Origin of the sequence: Mesorhizobium sp. M0340 (assembly GCF_040321535.1) — a bacterium.
Lineage (GTDB): Bacteria > Pseudomonadota > Alphaproteobacteria > Rhizobiales > Rhizobiaceae > Mesorhizobium.
In genome coordinates, this window is the sequence record NZ_JAMYRR010000018.1 from 54,741 (window position 1) to 74,637 (window position 19,897).

Annotated in this window: 20 protein-coding genes; 8 read left to right on the top strand and 12 right to left on the bottom strand. The window is 62.6% G+C overall.

What is annotated here, in order from left to right:
• The first annotated feature begins 101 nt into the window (after window positions 1-101).
• Together purL and NKI79_RS23520 are read left to right on the top strand one after the other, a co-directional pair.
• Entirely contained in the window at window positions 102-2,339 is a 2,238-nt protein-coding gene (gene purL, locus NKI79_RS23515) for a phosphoribosylformylglycinamidine synthase subunit PurL (RefSeq protein WP_352804903.1), read from the top strand.
• Window positions 2,340-2,425: 86 nt separating this feature from the next.
• On the top strand, window positions 2,426-2,659 hold the full coding sequence (locus NKI79_RS23520) for a BolA/IbaG family iron-sulfur metabolism protein (RefSeq protein ID WP_023674714.1): 234 nt from the start codon (window positions 2,426-2,428) through the stop codon (window positions 2,657-2,659).
• A gap of 12 nt (window positions 2,660-2,671) precedes the next feature.
• Here NKI79_RS23520 and NKI79_RS23525 read toward each other — a convergent pair whose 3' ends face one another.
• Together NKI79_RS23525 and NKI79_RS23530 are read right to left on the bottom strand one after the other, a co-directional pair.
• A complete protein-coding gene (locus NKI79_RS23525; RefSeq protein ID WP_352804905.1) occupies window positions 2,672-2,992 on the bottom strand; it encodes a phosphodiester glycosidase family protein in 321 nt (106 codons plus the stop codon).
• Window positions 2,992-3,477, bottom strand: a complete 486-nt coding sequence (locus NKI79_RS23530) for a hypothetical protein (protein ID WP_352804908.1) — start codon at window positions 3,475-3,477, stop codon at window positions 2,992-2,994. The genes NKI79_RS23525 and NKI79_RS23530 overlap by 1 nt, the downstream gene beginning before the upstream one ends.
• Before the next feature lie 162 nt (window positions 3,478-3,639).
• Here NKI79_RS23530 and grxD point away from each other — a divergent pair, with 162 nt between their 5' ends.
• Window positions 3,640-3,975: a Grx4 family monothiol glutaredoxin gene (gene grxD, locus NKI79_RS23535; RefSeq protein WP_023674712.1), complete on the top strand. Its 336-nt coding sequence runs from the start codon at window positions 3,640-3,642 to the stop codon at window positions 3,973-3,975.
• Between the two features lie 206 nt (window positions 3,976-4,181).
• Window positions 4,182-5,381, top strand: coding sequence for a multidrug effflux MFS transporter (locus NKI79_RS23540; RefSeq protein WP_352805018.1), 1,200 nt, complete (start codon window positions 4,182-4,184; stop codon window positions 5,379-5,381).
• A 119-nt stretch (window positions 5,382-5,500) separates the two neighbouring features.
• Here the strand turns inward: NKI79_RS23540 and NKI79_RS23545 are convergent, their stop codons facing one another.
• The 3 genes from NKI79_RS23545 to rpsD all read right to left on the bottom strand — a co-directional run bounded on the left by NKI79_RS23545 (window position 5,501) and on the right by rpsD (window position 7,976).
• Complete coding sequence (locus NKI79_RS23545; protein ID WP_352804911.1) at window positions 5,501-6,328, bottom strand: inositol monophosphatase family protein; 828 nt, start codon at window positions 6,326-6,328, stop codon at window positions 5,501-5,503.
• On the bottom strand, window positions 6,318-7,205 hold the full coding sequence (gene ttcA, locus NKI79_RS23550; protein WP_352804914.1) for a tRNA 2-thiocytidine(32) synthetase TtcA: 888 nt from the start codon (window positions 7,203-7,205) through the stop codon (window positions 6,318-6,320). Before ttcA ends, NKI79_RS23545 begins: the two co-directional genes overlap by 11 nt.
• A gap of 153 nt (window positions 7,206-7,358) precedes the next feature.
• A complete protein-coding gene (gene rpsD / locus NKI79_RS23555) occupies window positions 7,359-7,976 on the bottom strand; it encodes a 30S ribosomal protein S4 (RefSeq protein ID WP_254817640.1) in 618 nt (205 codons plus the stop codon).
• 380 nt (window positions 7,977-8,356) lie between these two features.
• Between rpsD and NKI79_RS23560 the strand changes: the two genes are divergently transcribed.
• Window positions 8,357-8,563 carry a hypothetical protein gene (locus NKI79_RS23560; RefSeq protein WP_352804916.1) on the top strand — a complete coding sequence of 69 codons (207 nt, stop codon included), beginning with the start codon at window positions 8,357-8,359 and terminating at the stop codon, window positions 8,561-8,563.
• 90 nt (window positions 8,564-8,653) lie between these two features.
• Here the strand turns inward: NKI79_RS23560 and NKI79_RS23565 are convergent, their stop codons facing one another.
• From NKI79_RS23565 to NKI79_RS23580, 4 genes are all read right to left on the bottom strand, one after another.
• Window positions 8,654-8,842 carry a DUF3008 family protein gene (locus NKI79_RS23565; RefSeq protein ID WP_023674705.1) on the bottom strand — a complete coding sequence of 63 codons (189 nt, stop codon included), beginning with the start codon at window positions 8,840-8,842 and terminating at the stop codon, window positions 8,654-8,656.
• A 76-nt stretch (window positions 8,843-8,918) separates the two neighbouring features.
• A complete protein-coding gene (gene murI, locus NKI79_RS23570; protein WP_352477507.1) occupies window positions 8,919-9,731 on the bottom strand; it encodes a glutamate racemase in 813 nt (270 codons plus the stop codon).
• A 158-nt stretch (window positions 9,732-9,889) separates the two neighbouring features.
• Window positions 9,890-10,567 carry a hypothetical protein gene (locus tag NKI79_RS23575; RefSeq protein WP_352804918.1) on the bottom strand — a complete coding sequence of 226 codons (678 nt, stop codon included), beginning with the start codon at window positions 10,565-10,567 and terminating at the stop codon, window positions 9,890-9,892.
• Between the two features lie 45 nt (window positions 10,568-10,612).
• Window positions 10,613-11,479: an RNA methyltransferase gene (locus NKI79_RS23580; protein WP_352804921.1), complete on the bottom strand. Its 867-nt coding sequence runs from the start codon at window positions 11,477-11,479 to the stop codon at window positions 10,613-10,615.
• A gap of 204 nt (window positions 11,480-11,683) precedes the next feature.
• On the opposite strand from NKI79_RS23580, the gene NKI79_RS23585 reads away from it, so the two are divergent.
• Together NKI79_RS23585 and NKI79_RS23590 are read left to right on the top strand one after the other, a co-directional pair.
• Window positions 11,684-12,895: an NADP-dependent isocitrate dehydrogenase gene (locus NKI79_RS23585; RefSeq protein ID WP_352804923.1), complete on the top strand. Its 1,212-nt coding sequence runs from the start codon at window positions 11,684-11,686 to the stop codon at window positions 12,893-12,895.
• 9 nt (window positions 12,896-12,904) lie between these two features.
• Window positions 12,905-13,531 (top strand): glutathione S-transferase family protein, encoded by a 627-nt coding sequence (locus NKI79_RS23590; protein WP_352804925.1) that lies wholly within the window; start codon window positions 12,905-12,907, stop codon window positions 13,529-13,531.
• A gap of 278 nt (window positions 13,532-13,809) precedes the next feature.
• Here the strand turns inward: NKI79_RS23590 and NKI79_RS23595 are convergent, their stop codons facing one another.
• From NKI79_RS23595 to recA, 3 genes are all read right to left on the bottom strand, one after another.
• Window positions 13,810-14,589: a PhzF family phenazine biosynthesis protein gene (locus NKI79_RS23595; protein ID WP_352804928.1), complete on the bottom strand. Its 780-nt coding sequence runs from the start codon at window positions 14,587-14,589 to the stop codon at window positions 13,810-13,812.
• A 58-nt stretch (window positions 14,590-14,647) separates the two neighbouring features.
• Window positions 14,648-17,314, bottom strand: a complete 2,667-nt coding sequence (gene alaS / locus NKI79_RS23600; protein WP_352804930.1) for an alanine--tRNA ligase — start codon at window positions 17,312-17,314, stop codon at window positions 14,648-14,650.
• A 261-nt stretch (window positions 17,315-17,575) separates the two neighbouring features.
• Window positions 17,576-18,673: a recombinase RecA gene (recA, locus tag NKI79_RS23605; protein ID WP_023674696.1), complete on the bottom strand. Its 1,098-nt coding sequence runs from the start codon at window positions 18,671-18,673 to the stop codon at window positions 17,576-17,578.
• A gap of 277 nt (window positions 18,674-18,950) precedes the next feature.
• Between recA and NKI79_RS23610 the strand changes: the two genes are divergently transcribed.
• Complete coding sequence (locus tag NKI79_RS23610) at window positions 18,951-19,883, top strand: carbohydrate kinase family protein (protein WP_352804933.1); 933 nt, start codon at window positions 18,951-18,953, stop codon at window positions 19,881-19,883.
• Window positions 19,884-19,897: the final 14 nt, after the last annotated feature.

The window sequence follows — 19,897 nt, forward strand, 5'->3', positions numbered from 1 at the left end:
GTCAGCTGTTGCTTTCCATCGTTTTAGTCATCCGACGGGGTGTATCGGCTGCAAAGCTTGCGATAAGACGGGACTCGATCTCAAGGACACAATTGCCGATCATGACCATTTCCAATTCCGTGCCGATTACTCCTGAACTCATTGCCGCGCACGGGCTGAAGCCCGACGAGTACCAGCGCATCCTCGACCTGGTCGGGCGCGAACCGAGCTTTACCGAACTTGGTATTTTTTCGGCGATGTGGAACGAGCATTGTTCCTACAAATCCTCGAAGAAGTGGCTGCGCACGCTGCCGACCACCGGGCCGCAAGTCATCCAGGGCCCGGGTGAGAATGCCGGTGTGGTCGACATCGGCGACGGCGCCTGCGTCGTCTTCAAGATGGAGAGCCATAACCACCCCTCCTATATCGAGCCTTATCAGGGCGCTGCGACCGGCGTCGGCGGCATCCTGCGCGATGTCTTCACCATGGGCGCGCGACCGATCGCGGCGATGAACGCGCTGCGCTTCGGCGCGCCGGATCATCCCAAGACAAGGCACCTCGTTGCCGGCGTCGTTTCCGGCGTCGGCGGCTATGGCAATTCCTTCGGCGTGCCGACGGTCGGCGGCGAGGTCAATTTCGACGCCCGCTACAATGGCAATATCCTGGTCAATGCGTTTGCCGCGGGCCTCGCGAAGACAGACGCAATCTTTCTGTCCGAGGCCAAGGGCGTCGGCCTACCGGTGGTCTATCTCGGCGCCAAGACCGGCCGCGACGGCGTCGGCGGCGCCACAATGGCCTCGGCTGAGTTCGACGACAAGATCGACGAGAAGCGCCCCACCGTGCAGGTTGGCGATCCGTTCACCGAAAAATGCCTGCTCGAAGCCTGCCTCGAACTAATGGCGTCCGGCGCCGTTATCGCCATCCAGGATATGGGTGCGGCCGGCCTCACCTGCTCGGCGGTCGAGATGGGCGCCAAGGGCGACCTCGGCATCGAGCTCGATCTCGACAAGGTGCCGGTGCGTGAAGAGCGCATGAGCGCCTATGAGATGATGCTTTCGGAGAGCCAGGAGCGCATGCTGATGGTGCTGCGCCCCGAAAAGGAAAAACAGGCCGAGGCGATCTTCCACAAATGGGGCCTAGACTTTGCCATCGTCGGCAAGACCACCGACGATCTGCGCTTCCGCGTGCTGCACCAGGGCGACGAGGTTGCCAACCTGCCGATCAAGGATCTCGGCGACCAGGCGCCGGAATATGACCGTCCCTGGGTCGAACCGAAGAAGCCGGCGCCGCTGGCCGGCGATGCACCTCAAGCCGATGTGGCCGACGCACTGCTCAAGCTGCTGGGGGGACCGGACCTTTCCTCGCGCCGCTGGGTGTGGGAGCAGTACGACACGCTGATCCAGGGCAATTCCCTGCAGCTTCCCGGCGGCGACGCCGGTGTGGTGCGCGTCGATGGCCACCCGACCAAAGCGCTCGCCTTCTCCTCCGACGTGACGCCGCGCTATTGCGAGGCGGACCCTTACGAGGGCGGCAAACAGGCCGTTGCCGAATGCTGGCGCAATCTTACCGCCACCGGCGCTCTGCCGCTCGCGGCCACCGACAACCTCAATTTCGGCAATCCGGAACGGCCGGAGATCATGGGCCAGCTGGTTGGTGCCGTGAAAGGCATCGGCGATGCCTGCCGGGCGCTTGGCTTTCCGATCGTCTCCGGCAACGTCTCTCTCTACAATGAGACCAACGGCCAAGGCATCCTGCCGACACCAACCATCGGCGGCGTCGGGCTGATTGCCGACTGGTCGAAAATGGTGCGGATCGGCTTTGCCGCCGAAGGCCAGATGATCGTGCTGGTCGGCGCGCCGACCATGTGGGGCACGCATCTTGGCCAGTCCGCCTATATGCGCGACATCCATGGCCGCGCCGACGGCCCGCCGCCGCCGGTCGATCTCGATCACGAGAAGCGGGTCGGCGACCATGTGCGGGCGCTGATCGGCTCCGGTGTCGTTACCGCGGCGCATGACGTTTCCGACGGCGGCATCGCGGTGGCGCTGGCCGAGATGGCGATGGCCTCCAGCATCGGCGCGACCATTCCCGGCCTGATCGGTACGGATCCGATCCCCGTCTGGTTCGGCGAGGATCAGGGCCGCTACCTGCTGACGCTGTCGATCGATCCGCAGAGCGAGGAATGGGACGCCATTCGCGAACAACAAAGCAAACTCGGCATTTTTGCACCGTGGATCGGCTCGACCGGCGGCAGCGAATTGAAGCTGGGCGAGGCGCGTGCGATACCGGTCAGCGAATTGACCGCCGCCCACGAATCCTGGTTCCCTCGCTTCATGGCAAATGAGGTCGTGGACCCGTGATGTGATCAAGCGGGGCCGTTTCGGTGTGGTTCATCCGCCTTTTCGACCATATCTATGAGATCACGACCTGAACAAGGAATCCTCATATGGCAATGGACGCCCACGACATCGAACGGCTGATCAAGGAAGGCATTCCGGACGCCAAGGTGACCATTCGCGACCTGGCCGGCGACGGCGACCATTATGCGGCTGAGGTTGTGGCCGAAAGCTTTCGCGGGAAAAGCCGCGTCCAGCAGCACCAGATGGTCTATGACGCGCTGAAGGGCAACATGGGCGGCGTGCTGCACGCGCTTGCCCTGCAGACCAGCGTGCCGGACTGAGCTCTCTTGCAGTTACCGGCTCGCAAGCTTCTTACCGGTCACGGCGATGATCGGCCCGGCTGGATAGTTTCCACCCACAATCATCCGCTCGCCGTTCGACAGCGCCGAAACGGCCCCGTCGAAGAAAAGCGCGCTGGGACAATCGAGCGCGTCTCGAAACAGTCGGGCGAAGCTGCCGAGGCTGACCTCAGAGCGCGAGATCGCCAGCACGACAGTGTTTTCGTCACGCACGCCGACGCCATTGCGGATATAGCGCGATGTGCCGTTTTGCTCGAAGCGGGGATGAAGCCGGCCGTCGATCACCAGCATCGGGCCGGATTGCGTGGCAAACATCACGTCCAGTCTGGTCGCAACATAGGCGCTTGTCTCGATGACCGCCGCCTTGCCACCTTCCGGACCAGGAAGACGCCGTTCGGTTTCAGGAAGAAATTGCCTTCGCTGTCGGCGGCGTTGATCGGCGCCTTCTCCCGGCCGTCTTCGACGAGAAGGCCGACCGGCGTCAGGTCTTGGTGATACATGCCGGCGTTCATGGCGAGCAGCACCGGCCGGCCCTGATCCGCCATCGCCTTGTCGAATTTGTCCAGTGAACCGAAAGCCTTGCCGTCAATGCCTGCGTGGAACACACCGATGTCATAGCGGCGCAGATCGATTTCGCAGACGACATAGGCGACCGCCTCGAAGCTCGCGTCGCGGCACGGCGCCGGTAATTCACCGCCAACGACGAGAGGTGGCTGTCTCGGCGACTTGGCCCACCAGATCAAGGACAGTGCGGCGAACAGAACGGCGAGGACGACCCCGGCGAGATATCGTCTTTTCATCACGCCTCGGGACGAATGGTGGCCAACGGCTTGGCCCAAGATCAGACCTTCCTTTGCGCCATTTGCATGGCAAGGCGGCAAACATCTTGTTTCGCGCAACCCATGGGTTTATTTGAAGGGTAATGTTCGAGCCTGACTCCCACAGGCATGAAAGGGTATTCCATGAGCGGCATCAACGATTACATTGACAATGAAGTGAAGGGCAACGACGTCGTTCTCTTCATGAAGGGCACCCCCGGCTTTCCGCAATGCGGATTTTCCGGCCAGGTCGTGCAGATCCTCGACTATATCGGCGCCGACTATAAGGGCGTCGACGTGCTGACGTCGGCCGAACTGCGGCAAGGCATCAAGGACTACTCCAACTGGCCAACCATCCCGCAGCTCTACGTCAAGGGCGAGTTCGTCGGCGGCTGCGACATCATCCGCGAGATGTTCCAGGCGGGCGAATTGCAGACCTTCCTCGTCGAAAAAGGCGTCAGCGTCAAAGGCGCCGCCTGATTTCTGTTTCTGCGTATGACCTCCTGACTGCGATTTTCGGGGTCAAACGATAAGCGCCGGGGCAGCCCCCACCTTGGCAAAAAGTTCTGCCCGACATCGGGGCAATCAACGAATGGATGCGTCGGCCAGCCGGCGCATTTTCGTTGAGGATCGGACTGGCCGTGGATCAGCAAGCACAAGCGCAGCAAAAGGCAAGCACCTTGCCCATTCCGCGCTGGGAATTCATCGCGCTGTGCGCGGCGCTGATGGCGCTCAATTCGCTGGCCATCGACATTATTTTGCCGGCGCTGCAGCAGATCGGCGCTTCGCTTGGCGTCGAAAATGAAAACCACCGGCAATATGTGGTCACCGCCTATATCCTTGGCTTTGGGGGCGGACAGCTGTTCTTCGGGCCGATCTCGGACCGTTTCGGGCGCCGCGCGCCTCTTGTCGCTGGGCTGGTGATCTACGTCGTGGCGGCCGGCGCTGCGGCAATCGCCCCGTCATTCGCCACGCTTCTGCTATGCCGGGCCGTGCAAGGCGTCGGCGCGGCGGCGACGCGCGTCATTGCCGTCTCGATCGTGCGCGATACGTTCGACGGAAGGCGCATGGCCGAAGTCATGTCCTTGATCTTCATGGTGTTCATGGCCATTCCGGTCGTCGCGCCCGGTATCGGCCAGTTCATCATGCTGTTTGCGACCTGGCATGTGATCTTCGTCACCATGGCAGCCGGCGCGCTGATCGTGTCCGCCTGGTCGCTGCTGCGCCTGCCCGAGACACTACACCCCGAATATCGCCGGCCGCTGACGCTGTCCTCCATCATCGGCGGCTTCCGCATCGTTCTCACCAACCGCATCGCGCTCTGCTACGCCTTCGCCAGCACCTTCATCTTCGGCGCCATGTTCGGCTTCATCGCCTCGGCCCAGCAGATCTATGTCAGCGTGTTCAATGTCGGTGAGATGTTCCCGGTCATCTTCGCGGGGGTTGCCGGCGTGCTTGCGTTTTCGAACTACCTCAATTCGCGCCTCGTCGGCCGTATCGGCATGCGCCGCCTGTCGCAAAGCGCGCTGCTGCTGTTTCTGGCAATCAGCCTTGCCTGGCTGGTCGTTTCCGTCGAAATGAAGATGCCGCTCTGGCTCTTCATTGCCTTCTTTGCCTGCGCCATGGTCCCGTTCGGCGCGCTCGGCGCGAACTTCAACGCGCTCGCTATGGAGCCGCTGGGGCACCTGGCCGGCACTGCGTCGTCGATCCTTGGGTTCATGCAGACATTTCTTGGCGGCATTCTCGGCACGCTGATCGGCCAAGCCTTCAACGGCACGGTGACGCCGCTGGCCGCCGGGTTCTGCAGCGTGTCCGTGGCGGCCCTGCTGATGATTCTGCTGGCCGAGCGCGGCAGACTATTCCAGCCGCATAACCCGCCGGTTTAATGCACATTGCGCGTGCGCCAACCAAGGCAAGGGCAAAGGCCGTTGCGACAATTGCGGACCGAGGTTTCATTCGAGATCTCCGGTTTCGCACAAGATTGGGCACCTTTGGCAGCGAAGAGCTATTCTGCCCAGAGCTCGCGGCGCAGCTCCCGCCAGCTCTCCCGGTCCGGCGCGACCAGCAGGCCACCCCCGACATGCGACGGCAGATAGGCGCTGCCGTCGAAGCGCGCGGCATGGCCGCCGGCCTCCGCATGGATCAGCACGCCGGCCAAGTGGTCCCAAGGCATCAGCTTGTTGTAGACGACGAAATGGCCGTGGCCGCTGGCCAGCAGGCGGTATTCGTGGGCGGCGCAGCGATAATTGAACTGCGATAGCGACTTGGTCTGGTTGCGCGCCAAACGTGAGCGGTCCGGCTCGGGCACATAGTGCCATGAGACCGCACCGGTCATTTCCGACATCGGCGCCGGTTTGGCGACATGGACCTTTTCCAGATTGCCATCGGCATGGCGGATATGGCTGCCGGCGCCACTAACGCCGATCAGCCAATCCTTGCCGACGGGATCGTGAATGATGCCGGCGACAGTCTCGCCCTTGACCACGACGCCAAGCATGACGCCGAACAGCGGCACGCCGGAGGCGAAGTTGAAAGTGCCGTCGACCGGGTCGATGACGAAGGCGAGTTCGGCATCGCCGAGACCGTCGAGCAGCGTCGGGTCGTCGGAGCAGGCCTCCTCGCCGACGATCATTGCGTGGGGATAACGCTGGCGCAGCATGGCGGTGATGAACCGTTCGGCATTGACGTCGGCCTCGGTGACGAGATCGGCGGCTGAGGTCTTGCGACGGACGTCGCCCTCGCTCAACCGGCGAAAGCGCGGCATGATCTCGGCGACGGCGGCTTCCGACAGAAGGTCGGCAAGCCAGTCGATCGCGCTATCTTCAAATGTCATCGGGACGCCTGGTGGTGAGGGTTTCGTTGAGGGCGGCGAAATCGAACAGTTTCCTGTCGAGCAGATGCGAACGCCGCACATTGGTCATGGCGCGGATCATCGTGTCCTTGCGGCCGGGCATGCGCTTCTCGATGTCGTCGAGCATCGCCTTCATGGCGTTGCGCTGCAGACCTTCCTGGCTACCGCACAGATCGCACGGAATGATCGGGAATTTCATGGCGCCAGCGAATTTCTCGAGATCGGCTTCCGCACAATAGGCGAGCGGCCGCAGCACCATGACATCGCCTTCGTCATTGAGCAGCTTCGGCGGCATGGCGGCCAGGCGCCCGCCATGGAACAGGTTCATGAAGAAGGTTTCCAGTATGTCCTCGCGGTGGTGGCCGAGCACCAGCGCCGAGCAGCCCTCCTCGCGGGCAATGCGATAGAGATGGCCGCGCCGCAGCCGCGAGCACAGCGAGCAATAAGTGCTGCCCTCGGCCAGCTTGTCGGTGACCACCGAATAGGTGTCCTGATATTCGATGCGATGCGGAATGGCATAGCTGTCGAGATAATCGGGCAATATGTGCTTGGGAAAGTTTGGCTGGCCCTGGTCGAGATTGCAGGCCAACAGCTCGACCGGCAGCAGCCCGCGCCATTTGAGATCGAGCAGCACGGCAAGCAGGCCGTAGGAATCCTTGCCGCCCGACAGAGCGATCAGCCAACGGTCGCCGGGTCTCATCATGGCGAAGTCGTCGATCGCCTGGCGGGCAAGCCGCAACAGCCGCTTGCGCAGTTTGTTGAACTCGACGGAGGACGGCACATCGGCAAACAGCGGATGAAAGCCGCCTTCGGCGTCGGCGATCGGGTCAAGCGTTTTGGCGTCTGGCTGCATGTTCACGGCGCGTCGGCCCTGAAGTCCTGTTGCCGCCCGCAGTAGCGCATCGGATCGAAAATCGAAATCGATTTCCGACTCACGTCCCTGAAAAGGGCGAAGAAAAGAAAAGGCCGCCTGGAGGGGCGGCCTTCGGTTGTGTCGTGACGAACGCGCCGATCAACGCGAATAGAATTCGACGACCAGATTCGGTTCCATCTGCACGGCAAACGGAACATCCGCCAAGCCGGGGATCCGCGTGAAAGTCGCGGTCATCTTGTTGTGGTCGGCCTCGATGTAATCGGGCACGTCGCGCTCGGCCAGGCCCACCGATTCCAGCACGATGACCAGCTGCTTCGACTTCTCGCGCACTTCGATGACATCGCCCGGCTTGCAACGGTACGAGCCGATGTTGACGCGCTTGCCATTGACGTTGACGTGGCCGTGATTGACGAACTGGCGCGCCGCAAAGATGGTCGGCACGAATTTGGAGCGGTAGACGACGGCGTCGAGGCGTGATTCGAGCAGGCCGATCAGGTTCTCCGAGGTGTCGCCCTTGCGGCGGTCCGCCTCTTCATAGACCTTGCGGAACTGCTTCTCCGAAACGTCGCCATAGTGGCCCTTCAGCTTCTGCTTGGCGCGCAGCTGCAGGCCGAAATCGGAAAGCTTGCCCTTGCGGCGCTGGCCATGCTGGCCGGGGCCGTATTCACGCTTGTTGACTGGGGACTTCGGGCGGCCCCAGATGTTTTCGCCAAGACGGCGGTCGATCTTGTACTTCGCGGATTCGCGCTTGCTCATCGCATTCCCTTTCAAAACAACACACCCGGAACCTCATGGTCCGGGTGAAGGAAACGCGCCCTCCTCTGGCCTCCGTTTTCGAGACCTGACAGGGTTTTCCACGCAACGCGACGGAAAACCCACGGGACACGTCATTTCAAACAAGACATAGGGAAAGTAAAACCGGCTGCCCAAACGTCTTGCACACATAAAGAAAACCACCGGGCATTGCGGCCCGGTGTTGGTGGGCTGGTTAAACGGAGATTTAACCGCTGTCAAGCTTCTGGCTGGCGCGAATCGCCGAACTGGATAGTGTTACGGTTGTAGAACGTGCCGGATGTGGCGGGAGGTTGCGCCAGCGGCATCAGGAAGGGACTGAAGTCAGAGGAGCAGGAATTCGCATGAAGAAGTTCTTCCTTACGTTGGTAGGAGCCGCGGTGATGGCCGGCACGATGGCGGCTGTGCCCGAGCCAGCGCAGGCCCGGCATTGGCATGGGCACAGGCATCACCAGATCTGCCGCATCGTGGTCAAGAAGAAGGTGGTATGGCGCCACGGTCATCGCAAGGTCATCCGCTACAAAGTGCGGCGCTGCGGCTGGAACTGGTAATTTTCGCCCTCGCCCGTTGAGACTTCATGGCCCGCGGCTCAGCCGCGGGCCTTTTGTTGGCCGGCATCCGCTGCCAGAATGGTCAGTCGATCAGTGTTTCGACTTCTTTTCCGGCAGGCCCTTGCGCTTGGTCTCGGCGAATTCCTCGAGCTGTTTTTCGCTCATGGATTTATACATTCCCTTCGACGCACCTTTGAGCGCGCCCTTCTTGGTCTCGCCGCGCTTGGCTGACAATGCCGCGCCGGCCGCTTTCTGCTGGGCTTTTGAGGTGGCTGGCATGATGGTTTCTCCCGTTTCCGATGAGAGGAAAACGCATTGTCTGGTGTGATGTTCCCAAAGCGAAAATTGCTTGCGGTCAGGATATCGCCAGGCCAAATCCCTGCATCAGCCGGCGCGTCGGAAAATCGGCGCTGTTCGAGGTGAAGAACGCAAGGTCGGCCCCTTCCGGCAGTGCCTCTCTGCGATAAGCGGCCTCGGTATCGGCAAGCAGCGACAGCGCGCGGCGTGCGATCGCCTCGGCCGGGTCGAGCCAGTCGACCGGCCAAGGTGCTGTCTTGCGCATGCGGTTGGCCAAAAAAGGATAATGGGTGCAGGCAAGCACGACGATGTCGGTGCGCAGCCCGTCATGCTCAACGAAGCACGGCGCGATCTCGGCGCGCACGGCGTCCTCGTCGACAAAACCATCGCGCATATAGGCTTCGGCCAATCCAGCCAGCCTGTCGCTGCCGACCAGGCGGACGTGGCATTTCTGCGCCCATTTGCTGATCAGGTCGCGCGTGTACTGGCGCTTGACGGTGCCGGGCGTCGCCAGCACCGAAACGAGGCCTGAGCGCGTGCGTTCCGCCGCCGGCTTGATGGCCGGCACGGTGCCGACGAAAGGGTGGCCGGGAAACCGCTCGCGCAACGCATCGATGACCAGTGTCGAGGCGGTGTTGCAGGCGATGACCGAAATGGCCGGCGAAAACCGTTCGAGCAGCCTGGCGAACAACTCCAGAATATGTGTTCTCAGCGCCGTTTCCTCCCAGGCGCCGAAGGGGAACGCCGCGTCGTCGGCGACATAGATGAAGCGGCGGTCAGGCATCAGGACGCGCGCCTCACGCAGCACGGTGAGGCCGCCAATGCCGGAATCGAACATCAGGATCGGACGGGCGCTCGACGGATCGGTCATGGTCATTGAGTCACTAAGGGCTGGGAAACACTAAGGGCTGGGGAATTACAAACGAGATCACGAGAGAAGGCCGGCCCATGCATTTTGCTTCGGCCAATGATGCTTTGTCCCGGCCGCTTCTATGTGGAACCATCATGGCCTTGATGCGGCGAGACGGGTCACACAAGGCCCCGCTTGCCGAAGCCGCCGGCCCGCGGCCGGCCGGTTGCCGGAGATGCAGGTTGAGATGCAGCATGGTTCGACGGCACCGGCGCGGCGCGCATGGCGTAGGCTGGAGCCAGGGCCGTCACGCCCGCGGCTGACGCTGAACGGGGCGCCGCGGTGCGGCGCAGCGGCCCGGGCGGGTCGAAATCGTCGAAACTCAGGGATGATGCCATATCCGAAGAGCCACCGCCCGCCGGCTTGGCCGCCAAGATAACGGCCCACAGCCCGACAAGAGCTAATCCCAGCAAGTTAAGGCCGGAATGCGAATCTTCGCCGTCGAATTTTACGACAAGAACAGTGCCGGCCTGCAGAATCGCAAACAGGGTCGAGAACACGATATACGACCAAAGGATCCAACCGGACCCTTGCGCGTCGCGGCTTCGACGCCAGGCGAAATTCGCGCGCAACAGAACGATCACCAGCGAGGCGACGAGAACGGCCGCGGCCAGACCTTCCCTGGAAGGACCTGGTTTCGAATTGGCCAAGCCCTCGATACCGATGGTCAGCACGACACACAGCACAAAGGTCGCGATTTCCGCAACCAGCAGACCCACGGAATAGAAGAAAAAGCGAAGACGACCGATATTTGAGCTAAACATCCGAGATCCATCGTTTCGAAAACCATGGATCAAACCAAATAAAATTCGGTTACTGGTAAGACGCCTGCATTTGCGCGCCTAGTCTTTGTCTTTCGCCCTCGCAGCGCGTGCCGCAGCCGCCGGGAGCCGCCTTGGATCGTCGCCGGGCGATCCGTCGCCGCGCGGCATGGCCGGCGAGAACCTGTCCAGCGATGATATTATTCCGCGCAGCACCTTGAGCTCCGGCTCGGCGAAGCCGGGGCGGGTCAGCACTGCGCGCAAATTGTCGACCATCTTCGGCTTCTTCGCTGCCGGGCGGAAATAGCCGCGCGCCTCCAGTGCACCTTCCAGATACGCAAACAGGCCGTGCAATTCTTCCTTGGCAGCCGGCGGCATTTCAGGGCCGGAAAAGTTGGTCATGGTCTCGTTTTCCAGGCCGGACTTCATCCATTCATAGGACATCAGCAGGACCGCCTGGGCGATGTTGAGCGAGGAGAAGGCTGGATCGACGGGGAAGGTGACGATCTCGTCGGCAAGGCCGACCTCGTCATTATAGAGGCCGAAGCGCTCGCGGCCGAACAGGATGCCGGTGCGCTGGCCGGCCCGCTGCCGCGCCCGCAGCGCCCTGCCCGCCTCGACCGGACCGCGCACCGGCTTGAAATTGTCGCGCGCGCGCGCGGTGGTGGCGAAGACGAAGTTCAAATCGCCGACCGCCGAGGCCAGGTCGTCGAACACCGTGACGGCATCGATGACGTGGTCGGCGCGGCTTGCGGCGGCACGCGCCTTGTCGCTCGGCCAGCCGTCGCGCGGATTGACGAGCCGCAGCGCGGCAAGGCCGAAATTGGCCATGGCGCGCGCAACCATGCCGATATTCTCGCCGAGCTGCGGCTCGACCAGGATGATCGCCGGTCCGGACGCAGGCGTTCCGGAGGCAAGAGGGGTGTCGGGATCCTGGGTAGCGGCCATGGTTGTCAGTGAACTGCTGTTTGCGGCATTTCGCAGTCCCCTGCCACATTTGGCGGCGAAAATGAAGCTTTGGCAAGGAATGCCGGCACTACGGCGCGGTTCGCCGTTTGCGCGGCCAAAAAGCCTTTGATATACGGGCCGCATCCAGGGCCGGCAGCCGTGCGGGCAAGGCCGTTCCGTTCCCCAAAAGCGAGGCATTCTTTCATGGCGAAGATCAAGGTGGCGAACCCGGTCGTCGAACTCGACGGCGACGAGATGACCCGCATCATCTGGCAGTTCATCAAGGACAAGCTGATCCACCCTTATCTCGACGTCAAGCTCGAATATTACGACCTCGGCATCGAGCACCGCGACGCCACCAACGACCAGGTGACCATCGATTCGGCCAACGCCATCAAGAAATACGGCGTCGGCGTGAAATGCGCGACGATCACGCCCGACGAGCAGCGCGTAGAGGAATTCAAGCTGAAGAAGATGTGGAAGTCGCCGAACGGCACCATCCGCAACATCCTCGGCGGCACCATCTTCCGCGAGCCGATCATCATGAAGAACGTGCCGCGGCTGGTGCCCGGCTGGACCAAGCCGATCATCGTCGGCCGCCACGCCTTCGGCGACCAGTACCGCGCCACCGACTTCCGCTTTCCCGGCAAGGGCAAGCTGACGATCAAATTCGTCGGCGAGGATGGCCAGGTGATCGAGCACGATGTGTTCGACGCACCCAGCGCCGGCGTCGCCATGGCCATGTACAATCTCGACGAATCTATCCGCGAATTCGCCCGCGCCTCGCTGAACTATGGCCTGCTGCGAAATTACCCCGTCTACCTCTCGACCAAGAACACAATCCTCAAGGCCTATGATGGCCGCTTCAAGGACATCTTCCAGGAGGTCTACGAGGCGGAGTTCGAAGCCGAATTCAAGGCGAAGAAGCTCTGGTACGAGCACCGGCTGATCGACGACATGGTGGCCTCCAGCCTGAAATGGTCGGGCGGCTATGTCTGGGCCTGCAAGAACTATGACGGCGACGTTCAGTCCGACACGGTGGCGCAAGGCTTCGGCTCGCTCGGCCTGATGACCTCGGTGCTGATGACGCCGGACGGCAAGACCGTCGAGGCGGAAGCCGCGCACGGCACCGTTACCCGCCACTATCGCCAGCACCAGAAGGGCGAGGAGACGTCGACCAATTCGATCGCCTCGATCTTTGCCTGGACGCGCGGCCTCGCGCACCGCGCCAAGCTCGACGACAATGCCGAACTGAAGCGCTTTGCCGAGACCCTGGAAAAGGTCTGCATCCAGACGGTCGAGTCCGGCTTCATGACCAAGGACCTGTCGCTGCTGATCGGCCCCGACCAGCCATGGCTTTCGACCACTGGCTTCCTCGACAAGATCGACGAGAATTTGCAGAAGGCGATGGCCTGAGCCCGCGACATGGGCAAGCCCGTCGTCTACGGCGCGGACTACAGCGTCTATGTGCGCATCGTGCGGCTGGTGCTCGAGGAAAAGGGCGTCGGCTATGAGCTGGTGCCCGTCGACGTCTTTGCCGCGGACGGCATTCCCGGCTGGTACTTCGAGCACCAGCCGTTCGGCCGCATCCCGGCCTTCGAACATGACGGCTTTCGCCTCTACGAGACCGGCGCGATTGCCCGTTATGTCGACGAAGCCTTTGACGGCCCGGTACTGCAGCCGGTCGGAGCCCGGCCTCGAGCACGCATGAACCAGATCACCGGCCTGCTCGACGCCTACGCCTACAGGGCCATGGTCTGGGATGTCGCGGTCGAGCGGCTGGAGAAAACGCCACCCGACGAAGCCGTGATCGCCAACGGGTTGCGGCAGGCGAGAACGGCATTGCAGGAGCTGTCGTCGCTGAAAGCCGAAGGGCCTTGGCTGTTGGGGACGGACCTGACGCTGGCCGACCTGCACGCCGCGCCAATCATCCGCTATTTCGTCAAGGCCGCCGAGGGGCAAGCCCTGCTGGCGGAGTTTGCCGAGATTCGAGATTGGTATGCGCGCATCGCGGCGCGTGCGGGTTTTGCGAAGACCGAAAAGGCAGAGTGAGGAGACAAGCATTCGGCAATAGGCCTTCTGGTGATTAGCGAAAGCCGAAGTGACATCCAATCTCCCCCCTTGCGGGGGAGATGTCCGGCAGGACAGAGGGGGGTGTGAAGGATCTCTAACCTTCGACTGATCCTTTCCAATTGGGAACGGCCTGAGAACGTGGCTCCGATTGGGCTGGCAGTCGGAGGGACAGCACCCCCCTCTGCCCTGCCGGGCATCTCCCCCGCAAGGGGGGAGATCGGCAGCTTCGCCGAAGGCGACCCACTGCGAAATACCGCTCAATCGGGAAGGTAGATCTCCGCCTTCATGAAGGTCTTCGCACAGCCTGTGATCAGCACGCGATCTCCGGCCAGCTCGCATAGCAAATGCCCGCCGCGCTGCGAGCATTGGAATGCCGACACATGCGTCTTGCCGAGCTTTTCAGCCCAGTACGGCACCAATGTCGCGTGAATGGAGCCAGTCACCGGGTCCTCGGGAATGCCAGCTCCGGGTACGAAATAACGCGAGACGAAATCATGGGCTCGCCCAGGCGCGGTAATGACCAGGCCGAGAGGATGAAAACGTCCGATCCTGAGCAGATCGGGAACGAAAGATCGCACGGTTGTCTCGTCGGCAAGCTCGACAAACAGGTTCTCGAAATTGCGGAAGCTCGCAGCCGGCCGCTGAGGCAATATCGCTTGCAGCGCCGAGTTCAGCTCGTCCTCGACGGGCTGCGGCGGAAAACACGGCAGATCGAGCTGATAGGCGCCTTCCCGTCGGGAAACCCGCAGCTCGCCCACCCGGGTGGCGAAGGCCATTTCGCCCTGACCATCGTATTCCGTACTCAGCACATGGGCGGCCGCAAGAGTAGCATGGCCACAGAAGTCGACTTCATGAACCGGCGTGAACCAGCGCAAATCCCAACCCTCGCCACTCGGCCGCGCAAACGCGGTTTCAGCAAGATTGTTCTCGTTTGCGATGGCTTGCATCACGTCGTCCGATAGCCAGTCCTCCAAAATGAGAACGGCAGCAGGGTTGCCCTGGAAAGCCCGTTCGGCAAAAGCGTCGACTTGATACATGGTCAACGTTGCCACATCATCCCCGCTGCCACTTCGGCCTGTCCTTACTGGTGCAGATTCACGCAGCTTCCAGCGCCGCCTTCACCGCAGCGATCGCGTCTTCGGCCTTCGACGCGTCCGGGCCGCCGGCCTGGGCCATATCGGGTCGCCCGCCGCCGCCCTGCCCGCCCAATGCCGCGGACGCGACGCGCACCAGATCGATGGCGCTGAAGCGGCCGGTCAGATCATCGGTAACGGCGACGACGACGCTCGCCTTGTTGTCCTCGCCGGCGCCGACAAAGACGACGACACCGGAGCCGAGGGACTTCTTGCCGGCATCGGCCAACGGCTTCAGATCCTTTGGCGAGACGCCCGATACCGCCTTGCCGAGAAAACCGACACCGGCAATGGTTTCGTTCTCCGCAGGCACACCAGCTGGCGAGCGATCGCCCAGCGCCAGCTTCTTGCGCGCCTCTGTCAGCTCCTTTTCGAGCTTCTTGCGCTCGTCGAGCAGCGCCTCGATGCGGGCCGGCACATCGGCCGCCGAAATCCTCAGCGCGGCGGCGGCCGCCTTCAGCCGCTTGTCCTGTTCGTCGAGATGCTTTCTGGCGGCCTCGCCGGTCAACGCCTCGATGCGGCGCACGCCGGCAGCGACCGCGCTGTCGGACACGATGCGCACCAGGCCGATATCGCCGGTCGCCCTGACATGCGTGCCGCCGCATAGCTCGACCGAATAAGGCCGGTTGGCCTTGGCGCCATGCAAGCCCGTGCCCATCGAAACGACGCGCACTTCATCGCCATACTTCTCGCCAAACAGCGCCATGGCGCCCTCGGCGATGGCGTCGTCGACAGACATCAGTCGCGTGATCACCGGGCCGTTCTGAACGACGATCTCGTTTGCCATGCGCTCGACCTCTTCGAGTTCGTCCGGCGAGATCGGCTTGTTGTGCGAAATGTCGAAGCGCAGACGCTCGGGCGCGACCAGCGAGCCCTTCTGCGCCACATGGGTACCCAGCACCTCGCGCAGCGCCTCATGGATCAGATGTGTGGCGGAATGGTTCGCGCGCAGCCTGGAGCGCCGCGCGTGGTCCACCTTCAGCTCGACGGTCGCGCCCGTCTTGACAGTGCCATTGGCCACCCTGCCGAGATGGACGAAAAGCCCATCGGCCTTCTTCTGGGTATCGGATATCTCGATCGAGAACCCGTCGCCCGAAATGACGCCGGTATCGCCCATCTGGCCACCGGACTCGCCATAGAACGGCGTCTGGTTGACAACCACGGCAACGGCGTCGCCTTTGCCGGCAGTGTCGACGGTCTTGCCGTCCTTGACCAGCGCCTGGATAAGGCCTTCGGCCTGCTCGGTCTCATAACCCAGGAATTCGGTGGCGCCGATATCCTCACGCACCGCGAACCATACCGTCTCGGTTGCGGCCTCACCGGAACCAGCCCAGCTTTTGCGTGCCTCCGCCTTCTGCCGCTCCATTGCCTCGGTGAAGCCGGCAAGGTTGACCGAGATGTTGCGCCGGCGCAGCGCGTCCTGCGTCAGATCGAGCGGAAAGCCATAGGTGTCGTAGAGCTTGAACGCTGTCTCGCCATCCAGCATGTCGCCGGAGGCCAGCTTCTCCGTCGCCTCCGAAAGCAACCCCAAGCCGCGCACCAGCGTCTTGCGGAAACGAGTTTCCTCAAGCTTCAGCGTCTCGGTGATCATCTGTTCGCCGCGCACCAGTTCCGGGTAGGCTTGGCCCATCTCGCGGACCAGCGACGGCACCAGGCGCCACATCAGCGGATCGCGGGCGCCGAGCAACTGCGCGTGGCGCATGGCGCGGCGCATGATGCGACGAAGCACGTAGCCGCGTCCTTCGTTGGACGGCAGCACGCCGTCGGCGACCAGGAAGCAGGACGAACGCAAATGGTCGGCGATGACCCGGAACGATGCGACGGTGTCCGCATCCGGACCTTTGCCAAGCGCCGACGACGCAGCGTCGATCAGGTGGCGGAACAGGTCCGTTTCGAAGACGCTTTCAACCCCTTGCAGGATGGAGGCCATGCGCTCGAGGCCCATGCCCGTGTCGATCGACGGACGCGGCAGGTCGACGCGCTGTTCCTTCGTCACCTGTTCATATTGCATGAACACCAGGTTCCAGAATTCGAGGAAACGGTCGCCATCCTCCTCGGGGCTGCCGGGGGCGCCGCCCCAGATATGCTCGCCACGGTCGATGAATATCTCCGAACACGGCCCGCAAGGCCCGGTGTCACCCATTGCCCAGAAGTTGTCCGAAGTCGCGATGCGGATGATGCGATCGTCCGAAAGGCCGGCGATCTTCTTCCAGTACGAGGCCGCCTCGTCGTCGGTGTGGTAGACGGTGACCAGCAGCTTGTCCTTCTTCAGCCCGAACTCCCTGGTGATCAGGTTCCAGGCAAGCTCTATGGCGCGCTCCTTGAAATAGTCGCCGAAGGAGAAATTGCCGAGCATCTCGAAGAAGGTCAGGTGGCGCGCAGTGTAGCCGACATTGTCGAGGTCGTTGTGCTTGCCGCCGGCGCGAACACTCTTCTGGGCAGTCGTGGCGCGCGAATAGGGCCGCTTCTCCAGACCGGTGAAAACGTTCTTGAACTGCACCATGCCGGCATTGGTGAACATAAGCGTCGGGTCGTTGCGCGGCACCAGCGGGCTTGACGCGACGACCTCGTGACCTTCCTTGCGAAAATAGTCGAGAAATGCCGACCGGATCTCGTTGACGCCACTCATGAAATACTGCCTTTTCGAGAGAACCGCCGGCTGCCGGCGGAAAATAGACATGGCCTTTTAGCGGTCGCACCGCAGCCTGTCCAGAAACACCAAATGGGCTCAAATTCCCGCTTTCACCAGCGCTTTGAAATGGCTTCTGCCCCGCCATCAAACGCGAACCGCCGGCACGGGGCCGGCGGTTCGAAACGCATCGATTACGCAAACTCAAAATCAAAACATCAAATCGAAACCCGGCTGAGGCTCCGTGAGGCGTCGCTTGCCCTACATCACCCCAGCGTCGTCCTCGAAACCGTCGTCGCTGCTTTCGGAGCCGCCGTTTTCAAGGAATTTCTCGGCGATCAGCCCGGCATTCTGTCGCAGCGCCAGCTCGATCTCGCGCGCCGTGTCGGGATTGTCGCGCAGGAACAGTTTTGCGTTTTCGCGGCCCTGGCCAAGACGCTGCGAATTGTAGGAGAACCAGGCGCCCGACTTTTCGACCACGCCGGCCTTGACGCCGAGATCGACCAGCTCGCCGGTCTTGGAGACGCCCTCACCATACATGATGTCGAACTCGACCACCTTGAAGGGCGGCGCCAGCTTGTTCTTGACCACCTTGACGCGGGTCTGGTTGCCGACGACCTCGTCGCGATCCTTGACCGAGCCGATGCGGCGGATGTCGAGGCGAACCGAAGCATAGAATTTCAGCGCATTGCCGCCGGTCGTCGTCTCGGGCGACCCGAACATGACGCCGATCTTCATGCGGATCTGGTTGATGAAGATGACCATGGTGTTGGAGCGCGAGATCGAGGCGGTGAGCTTGCGCAGTGCCTGGCTCATCAGGCGCGCCTGCAGGCCGGGCAGCGAATCGCCCATCTCGCCTTCGATTTCCGCCCGCGGCGTCAGCGCCGCCACCGAATCGACCACCAGCACGTCGATGGCGCCGGAGCGCACCAGCGTGTCGCAGATCTCCAGCGCCTGCTCGCCGGTATCGGGCTGCGAGATCAACAGGTTTTCGAGATCGACGCCGAGCTTGCGGGCATAGACCGGGTCGAGCGCGTGCTCGGCATCGACGAAGGCGCAGATGCCGCCCTTCTTCTGGGCTTCGGCCACCGTGTGCAGCGCCAGCGTGGTCTTGCCCGAGCTTTCCGGCCCGTAGATCTCGACGATGCGGCCGCGCGGCAGGCCACCGACGCCAAGCGCGATGTCCAGCCCAAGCGAGCCGGTCGGCACCGTTTCGATCTCGACGACCTGCTCGTTTGCGCCGAGCCGCATGATCGAGCCCTTGCCGAAGGCACGCTCGATTTGCGACAGCGCCGCATCCAGAGCCTTTGATTTGTCCACCGCTTTGTCCTCTACAAGCCGCAAAGAATTCTGAGCCATGATACATCACCCCGTGGTCGTCAATGGAGGCCGGACAATCCCGCAATCCTTAAAAGAATGTACCTTGTTTGTTCTCATTTGTCAATGAGCGGCAAGGATTTGAAAAATAACGGATATCCATATTTGTTCTTTTTTTGTTTCGTAATTTTGCCTCCGGATGTATCCGGCCTCGGATGCGGCGCCGCTGCCGTCACCAACCGAATCGCACCCGCGATTGCAGGGCTCCGCCCAGCGACCTAGTCTCCTCCCGGGCAACAGCAAAGGGCATTTTGCCGGCATGATGAACTCCCCGACGATCCTGGCCGTGGGCGGCGCCTATATCGAGCGGCGCGGCCGGGTTGCCGGCGCCTTCGCGCCAGCCGCCTTGAACCCCGGCACGATGCGCGAGCATGTTGGCGGCGCCGTCTTCAACGCCTTGCGCTGGGCGGTGCGGCGCGGCGCCTCGGCCTCGCTGCTTTCGGTGCGCGGCGGCGATGCCCTTGGCGACACGGTTTTACGCGCCGTCACTGAGGCCGGCATTGCCGACCTGTCGGCGGTGTTCCTCGACCGGGCAACGCCAAGCCAAACGATGCTGATCGATAGCGATGGCGGGCTGATCGCCGGCCTTGCCGACATGGTGCTCTACGAGCTGGCGCTTCCCAAGCAAATCCGCCGCGCCAAGGTGCGCGAAGCTATCGGTTCGGCCGATGCGATCCTGTGCGACGCCAACCTGCCGTCTTCCGCGTTGGAGCGGCTGGCGGCACTCGCCGCCGGCAAGCCGGTGTTTGCGCTTGCCGTCTCGCCCAGCAGAGCGGCGCGGCTGACGCCGGTGCTCGGACTTCTAGCGTTGGCCTTCATGAACCGGCACGAGCCCGGCGTGATCGCCGGCGTTGACATCGATGCTGACGATCAAGGCGTCGTCGACGGGCTGAGGCGCGCCGGCCTGAAAGGTGGCGTGATCACCGCCGGCGACGGTCCGGTGCTCGGTTTCGACCAAACCGGCGTATTTTCGATCCTGCCACCGCCGCTGAAAAAGCGGACAGATGCCACAGGCGCGGGCGACGCATTGGCCGGCGCCACGATCGCTGCCCTGCTGCGTGGCCTGAAGCTGCGCGAAGCGTTGCGTGAAGGTGTCACCGCTGCGGCGCTCGCCATCGAGAGCGCCGCCTTCACCAGTGCCAGCTTTGCCGAGGCGCTGGCGCTCGTGCCCGAGGCGCGGGACCTGGCATGAAGTGCGGCCCGGAA